The organism is Pseudotamlana agarivorans (assembly GCF_018860245.1).
Classification (GTDB): domain Bacteria; phylum Bacteroidota; class Bacteroidia; order Flavobacteriales; family Flavobacteriaceae; genus Pseudotamlana; species Pseudotamlana agarivorans_A.
The window spans coordinates 1-7,117 of sequence record NZ_JAHKPD010000015.1 but is presented as its reverse complement, the minus strand read 5'-3'; the positions used below and the strand labels follow the sequence as shown (position 1 = coordinate 7,117).

General features: G+C 34.1%; 5 protein-coding genes. All 5 read right to left on the bottom strand.

From position 1 onward, the window contains the following. A partial coding sequence (locus KO493_RS16055) for a helix-turn-helix domain-containing protein (protein WP_216067970.1) occupies nucleotides 1-131 on the bottom strand: 131 nt, incomplete at its 3' end. Between the two features lie 206 nt (nucleotides 132-337). After that, nucleotides 338-1,573, bottom strand: a complete 1,236-nt coding sequence (locus KO493_RS10730) for a DUF1566 domain-containing protein (protein ID WP_216067969.1) — start codon at nucleotides 1,571-1,573, stop codon at nucleotides 338-340. Between the two features lie 257 nt (nucleotides 1,574-1,830). Then, on the bottom strand, nucleotides 1,831-3,009 hold the full coding sequence (locus tag KO493_RS10725) for a peroxiredoxin family protein (RefSeq protein WP_216067968.1): 1,179 nt from the start codon (nucleotides 3,007-3,009) through the stop codon (nucleotides 1,831-1,833). 247 nt (nucleotides 3,010-3,256) lie between these two features. Next, nucleotides 3,257-4,312 (bottom strand): linear amide C-N hydrolase, encoded by a 1,056-nt coding sequence (locus KO493_RS10720; RefSeq protein WP_252723215.1) that lies wholly within the window; start codon nucleotides 4,310-4,312, stop codon nucleotides 3,257-3,259. Nucleotides 4,313-6,330: 2,018 nt separating this feature from the next. Next, nucleotides 6,331-6,939: a hypothetical protein gene (locus KO493_RS10715; protein WP_216067966.1), complete on the bottom strand. Its 609-nt coding sequence runs from the start codon at nucleotides 6,937-6,939 to the stop codon at nucleotides 6,331-6,333. Nucleotides 6,940-7,117 lie beyond the last annotated feature (178 nt).

Sequence of the window (7,117 nt, the reverse complement as noted above, 5' to 3'; positions counted from 1 at the left end):
TCTCGATAGATAGTAGATCTAGAACGCTTCAGTCTTTTTGCTATGAAAGACTTGGCCTTATTCTCCTCCAAAAGTGTCTGAATAATGACTCTTTCATTGAGGGTTAATCGCTTATATTTTTTTGTGTCCATACAACAAATCTAAAGTTTTGATTTGTTGCGTTAAGTTATTGAATTCTGGGTCTTTTTTCGGTATGACACACAACGGTCTTGTGTATGGTTAGTTGCGTGTTTAAGCAACTAATTTAGTAAACAAAAACGAACGCGAGAAAATTCCGAAGGAATTTTCCAAATAAGCAACGACCAAAGCAATTAATTATACACGTTGTTGGCAGTAGTTATTCTATAGTTCTTACGGCTCTCACATAGTTATAAACATATCTAACATCACCTTGTGGTCCAAAGTATTCAGGATAATCATTAATGTCACCACTCTTTGGGTCACTTCGTTGACAGCCTGCACCATGAACATCTAAAAGATTGCCATTCATTTGTCCTAACCCTTCTCCAAAAGCAATATAAACTGCACCATTATATGGATTTACGCCATCTAGATGTGTTGTACTGGTCCAAAAGAATGGATAATGTCCAGGATTACCTTCTGGGTCATTAATTTCTGTGGTTTCAAAAATAGTGCTTATTGCGGGAGAGTTTGTAGTTTGCGGAGACCTTGAATAGTCTACAATGCTTTGTAATTCTTTGGCATTAGGTAATCTCCAATCACTATATAAAGCTAATTCTAAATTTTTTGAATATTCAAGTGCTTCTTCCCAATCTTTAGAAACTCCATCATCTGCTTTTTGCCACATTAATCCTGTAGCTAAATCACTTATGGTTCCATCTCCATTATCAACATAGTTATTTTCTCCATATTCTGTATTACCACGAACCATTCTAAAATACATTTCATTAGCAGTACCAGATAAAGGTTTAAATTTTGGATAACCTTTTATTCTTCCATCAACAAAGTTTACTCCAAATACAGTTTGGTCTCCATTCATTGTTAATCCAACATATTCAGTGCTAGACCAAGTTTGCGCATCAATTTCTCTTTCTCCAATACTTGTGTCACCAAGAGGTTGGTTGAAAAAATCAGTATCAATAAACATATCAATCGCGGTTTCACCTTGTACTCTTCCTGTAAAATTAATCAATGAGTATAGCTCTTTCAATGTAGGAACCCTCCAATCGGTATAATCACCCAAAGATGAATTCTCAGCTTTTGTAAACGCTTCATCAAAAGTGATTTTATCGCCCATATCTTGCTCCCACATGAGTCCAGTTACATTATCTGTAATAGTACCATCTCCATTGTCTGTGTAGGAAGCTAGGTTACCACTATAGGTAGCATCTTGCCCATAAAAAGCCTGTTCTACTGTTAGTTCAGTTATTAACGCAGTATCGCTGAAAAATTCAGAAACACCTGTATCAACAATTGAGTAAGGTTTGTCAGGGGTTGGTAATTCAATAACCTCTTCTTCACTAGATTCGTTATTTATATCGGTATTTTCATCATTACTACATCCATAAAATAGTGTAATTAATAACAACAGATTTAAGAAAGTGATTTTCATAATTTTTTAAGATTTTGATACTTTGACTTAAATATTTTACAAAGGTTTAATCTTTAGTCAACCTATTTCAGGAAAGTAGGAAGGTGAGAATTACTGCCAACGTTTAAGCTATGATTTCGGCGTGGAAAATATCGGAGACTTTTCCACTGTTGGAATCAAGCTGGTTAAAATACAACAAACTTTTTATTAAGCGAAAAGCCACGCTGAATTATAGGTATTGTTGGCAGTAGTACTATGTAAATAATTTTCGGATTTTGTTATTCAAGTAATTTCTTTAAATAAACATTCAGTTCTTCCTCTTGAAGATTGTACTGTATTATTTTACCATTTCTATCGATAAGAAAATTGGAAGGTATGCCTGAAACATGATATAATTGCGCAGCCTTATTTTTAAACCTATTTAACTCAGAAACATGTGTCCATTCAAGACCATCTTTTTCTATTGCATTTAACCAACTCTTTTTATTTGTGTCAAGCGACACGGCTAAGATTCGAAAACCCTTGTCATGGTATTTTTCAAAAGCTCTTACAAGCTCAGGATTAGCAGCGCGACAAGGTCCACACCAGCTTGCCCAGAACTCCAATAGTGTTATATTTCCTTTAAACTCCTCGAGAGACACTAGATTACCAGATGGGTCGTTTTGTTTAAATTCCGGAGCCTGCTTGCCCACCATACTACCCCCAAAGACTTGAGCGTAAACTGAACTTGCAGATGGCAAAGTTTTAATCCTGTCTGTGAGGTTGTTATACAGATAAATAAACTGTTCCATATCAAACTGGCCTGAGTTACTGCCTACCCGTCCTACAGTGCTTGAATTGTGAGCCAGTTCTAGTAAAGATACCGGTTCGTCAGGATTCTGTTTTATAAAATTAAACACCTTTTCCCTATACATCTCATTATATGGTTTACGGTACTTGGCTCTAAATATTTGTAACACAGAATCTCTAACATTTTTATCTATATCGTCTCGAAAGGGGAATTCAATTCCAGCATCCTCGAGTTCTGGTTTCATCTCATCTAATATTTCTTCTTGTAGTTTTTTCTGAAAACTTTCTTTTAAATGCTGGAGTTCTGTAAATTTCTTTTGATGATGGGATTCATTTACAATCTGGATATTCGCCATTATGCTATCTATGATGATATTATACTTCCCTGGAACAGCCAAAATTTCACTATAGTCTCCAAATGCGGTTGCCAAATCAAACACAGATTTATTGGGGTTTTCTTTTAATTTTTTGGCTGAGAAGAAACTAATATAAATACTTGTTGGTTCCTTCAATTGAAGGTTAACTGTAAGTTGGTCATTTTCTATCTCGTATTCCTCAAATATGTAATCTCCTGTTATCTTTAATCTCCCTTCTTTAGCGTTCTTCATCCCAGAAAGGTCAAAAATGAGTTCCATTTCACCGGTCATTGTGGTTAATTGATTACTCATATTTTGACATAGGGCAATGTTTAGCATAAGGCAAAAAGCCGCAAAAAATAGTGTTATTTGTTTTCTTATCATTTTAATTCCTTCTCTTTAAAGTGTCTGAGTATCGTATTACTGCCAACGGTTAGTATATGAAAAGTAGGCGATTTCGAAGCACGAAACTTTCGGTTAAGCACAAGGTTTGATTCGTGCCAAAAGCCTTGGATTTATTGCTATTTCGTCTATTTTTTATATACATTGTTGTAGGTAGTTATTTTCCATCTATCGGTGTAACGTCTTTTATTTCTTGAATACTACCTGTGTTATCTTTAATTACAGTTTCTTTAACTGTTGCGAAATCAATTTTATTTAATTCAATTTTACGGATATTTCTATTCCCCATTGTATGAAAATAATATACTCTGTTTTTTAAATCAGAAGAACTTGTAATTTGAGTTACACTTTCCATCTTTTCAGGAATTTTGTCTGCAGGAACTTGAGCTCCGATGGGGATGTTAAAATTGTCTAATATTCTAAACGATTCAAAAACGGCATCAGTACTTGTTTCTAAAGGCCTGCAAGTAGCAGTTAATGTAGCCGCTCTAACGAATCGAGAAGGAGAAGTGTAGTCTCCAGGCAATCCCAATAAGCCAGATCCACCTCCAAAACTTTTTATTGTATAATCACCAAAACTCTTTGGTGTACTAGCAGTGGTGGAAAGATTAAGGTAATTACTTAAGTTTGTTAAATGCCAATCGTATGTAGGCGCATTGGTAATTACTCCTAAAAATGGATCATATATTTTAATTTCTCCATTATTGACGATTTCAATTATTTTACTATTTCCCCTATCATCCGCTATTTTCATATGAAATGGCATTGGTGCGCCCCCATATTCTTTACTATCAACCTGAACCACTTTAATACCATCAAGATTTTCTATCACCTCGTCAACATTTTTAAAGGAAGATAGTACCCATTGCATCAATCCTCCTAAACTTAAAGATTTTTTAGCATCTTCAACAGAATATTCTGCATAGTCTGCATAATTAGGTAAATAATATACACCAACATAGAGACCATTCTCATTTAATCCATCTGGCCCAAAATCTTGGCCATAAGCAGTCATAGTAATAAACCCATATTTCCCAGTCCATTCTTTACATTGAAGACTTTCTTGTGGTAAACCTCTGAATTTTTTATTTCTTGGTACTACGAGAATATCATTTAGATGTGCATTACTTAAAGCCCATTCTACTGTTCTACCAACAACGAAACCTCCATCTTTAGAGCATAATGTAATTCCAGTACAAGCAAGTATGGGCATATTTAATACAAAAACAAAATAAATGATTAGGGATAAGTTTTTGGTTTTTAAATTTGCCATTATTTAGTTTTTTAAAGTTTAAATAGTAATTTCATTAAACGCTGATTTCTAATTACCTACAACGGTTTCGTGTAAGGTGCGTTGCGACTAAGAAGTTAGGATTTCCGAATGGAAATCCGAAGTTGAATAGAAGTACTGCACATTAACTTAATGCTAAAGTAAGCAATGGATTTTACACTGTGTTGTGTATAGCGCTATTTTAGTCCGATTTTATGCTTTAAACCTCTAAAATTAAGGGTTTTTATTTTATTTTTTTGCGAGAAATTTGCCGTAAAATTTACGTTTTGCTTTTCAGGTAATTATTGAAATATTTTATCTTTTTAAACCTCAATTTTGTCCGGAACTAATTTACCGTCCAGATTTTCAGTCCGCCGTAAGAGTTGCGCAATATTGGTGTCCGAAGTCGTCTGAGTAAGCAGAATCAGCTTTTTGAGCTTTGTTAAACATATTTTTTGCGTTCTAAAAGTCCGAATTACGTCATAATTGCGCATTGCTATTGTCCGAAATCACATGAGTAATCAGAATCCGATTGCGTTATATTTTTAAATTTTGTTTTCGCTTAGATTCCAGGAGAATTAGTTTTTGGATTTTTTGAGAAAACCAGAGTTTTTAAGAGCTAGATATTAAGGAATTGAGATTTTCAGATAGGAGTGAGCCGTTATACACAACGGTTTCGTATAAGGTGCGATGCGACTAAAAAGCTAGATTTTCCGAAGGAAAATCAGCAATCCAAAAAAGCGATGCCCTTTGTGTTTTGCTAAAATAAGCATTGCATTTTATACAATGTTGTAAATCAGTGCAATTTTATTAATTATACTTATAAAACTCTTTAGAAATACTGTAATATTTGTGTTTTGAAATTCGATTAAATATTTTTCCAAGCAGTTTTAATTACAATTTTTTAACACACTAATTAGCCGTCCAGCTTATCCGTCCGTCGCAACAGTTGCGTATTGTTTTGGTCAGAAGCCAGCAGAGTAATCAGGTTTTATATTCAGATTTTTAAACAACTAATTTTTATGGAAAATTTACCGTTATGAGTATCAGTCCGCCGCAACAGTTTCGTATCGTTATAGTCCGAAATCGGCTGAGTGAGCTAGTCCGATTGCGCTTTGCTTTTAAGAGTCTGTAAAAGTGATTTTTAAGCGTTTAGAATGGCGTTTAGAGTTGATTTACGCCCGAGTGGGGCATTGTTTACAACGGTCTCATGTAAGGTGCGTTGCGACTAAAAAAGTAGGATTTCCGTTTGGAAATCCGAAGTTGGATAGAAGTACTACACATTAATTTAACGCTAAAGTAAGCAATGGATTTTACATATTGTTAGCCCACGTTTAATTTATTCAGGTTTAGATTTGCAATATTAATCACATTTCTAACTGATTTTGCTCCGCGTTTAGATTTGCAGTGTAGATTTTTAATCCGTCGCAACAGTTTCGTATTGTTAGGGTCAGAAACCGGTTGAGTAATAAGAGTTTTAAACCACTAATTTCAAACAAACTAATTTGCCGTCTAGCTGATCAGTCCGCCGCAACAGTTGCGTATTGTTAGGGTCAGAAATCGGCTGAGTGAGTATAATCCGTTGCGCTATATTTTAAAGTTCTGTTTTCGCTTCGATTTCAGGAGCTAATAGTTATTTAATTTTTTTGTTAAAATTAAATTTTTAGAGAAAGAAATTAAGGAGTCTATAATAAGAATAGAATAGGAGTTTGGAGAAAGAATTTAAGGGACTAAATTTTGATGAGCCGAGTAAAAATGTGGGCTAACGTTGATGTGTATGGAACGTAGCGTGTAAAAAGGTAATATATTTAAGGCTAAAACAGAGCTAAATTTTTAATTTTGTTTTTAACTTGTCAAACGTAAAAGCCAAATTAAAAATTTGGCGGACTCGGTAAACAAGCAAAAACCTCTGGGAAAGCCTAATTTAGCTATGTTTTATACACGGTGTTGGCAACAGTAATTTAACAATCATTTTGAAACAATAGAGTTAAATACCATTTACCATTTATTTTTTCAAATCCGAGCATTGTTAAAGTTCCGACTTCTTTAAGTTCGTATTCAGAGAAGAAAATATTATTTGAAAAATGGAATGTATTTTCCAATTCTTTGTCAATTCCAATTTCCGAAATAAAATCCCAATCGTCGATAACCCAATTGTCTTCTTTCAGAACAAATGTTTCTTCACAAGCTCCAACAACAGCTATTAAATTCTCAAAATCTATATGAGCTTTTTGAAATTCAGAGTCAGAAATGAACTTTTGGCTGAATTCAAGAAAGTCTTTTGGGATTAATTCTTTATCAGAGTAAGTTTCAGAAACTTTTCGGTATTCATCAGCTTTATTAAAAACTAAATCCCAATCGAAGTTTTCAACTTTCCCTTTTTTATATATTTCATAAATCGAATCCATCACAATTTTCATTTGTTCTTCTTCAGTAACTATTTCCGATTTTTGATTTTCAATTTTTAATTCAGGTTTAATTTCCTCTTTTTTTTGTTTGCAAGAGATTATTAATAGAAGTAAAAAAGTTAGTTTTAGTATTCTGGTGGAGTCAAGGTTGTAACGCTGCATGTGTTAAGAGTTTCTGAGGTGGAGATGTGTCTGAGTCTTTCGAAACAACCGCTGAATGCAATTCCAAAAGAAGAACGCGTTGAGTAGGAACAGGCTGGAGATAAAGTTTGGGAGGGTGTTTTATAGTTTAAGATTTTCCTGGGTCTATTATTAAGCTTGTCTTGGAGTGGGTTAAGGG

Bases quoted from the DNA above. Each gene is read 5' to 3' on its own strand.
- KO493_RS10730 (WP_216067969.1), bottom strand. From the start codon at position 1,573: ATGAAAATCACTTTCTTAAATCTGTTGTTATTAATTACACTATTTTAT.
- KO493_RS10725 (WP_216067968.1), bottom strand. From the start codon at position 3,009: ATGAGTAATCAATTAACCACAATGACCGGTGAAATGGAACTCATTTTT.
- KO493_RS10720 (WP_252723215.1), bottom strand. From the start codon at position 4,312: ATGCCCATACTTGCTTGTACTGGAATTACATTATGCTCTAAAGATGGA.
- KO493_RS10715 (WP_216067966.1), bottom strand. From the start codon at position 6,939: ATGCAGCGTTACAACCTTGACTCCACCAGAATACTAAAACTAACTTTT.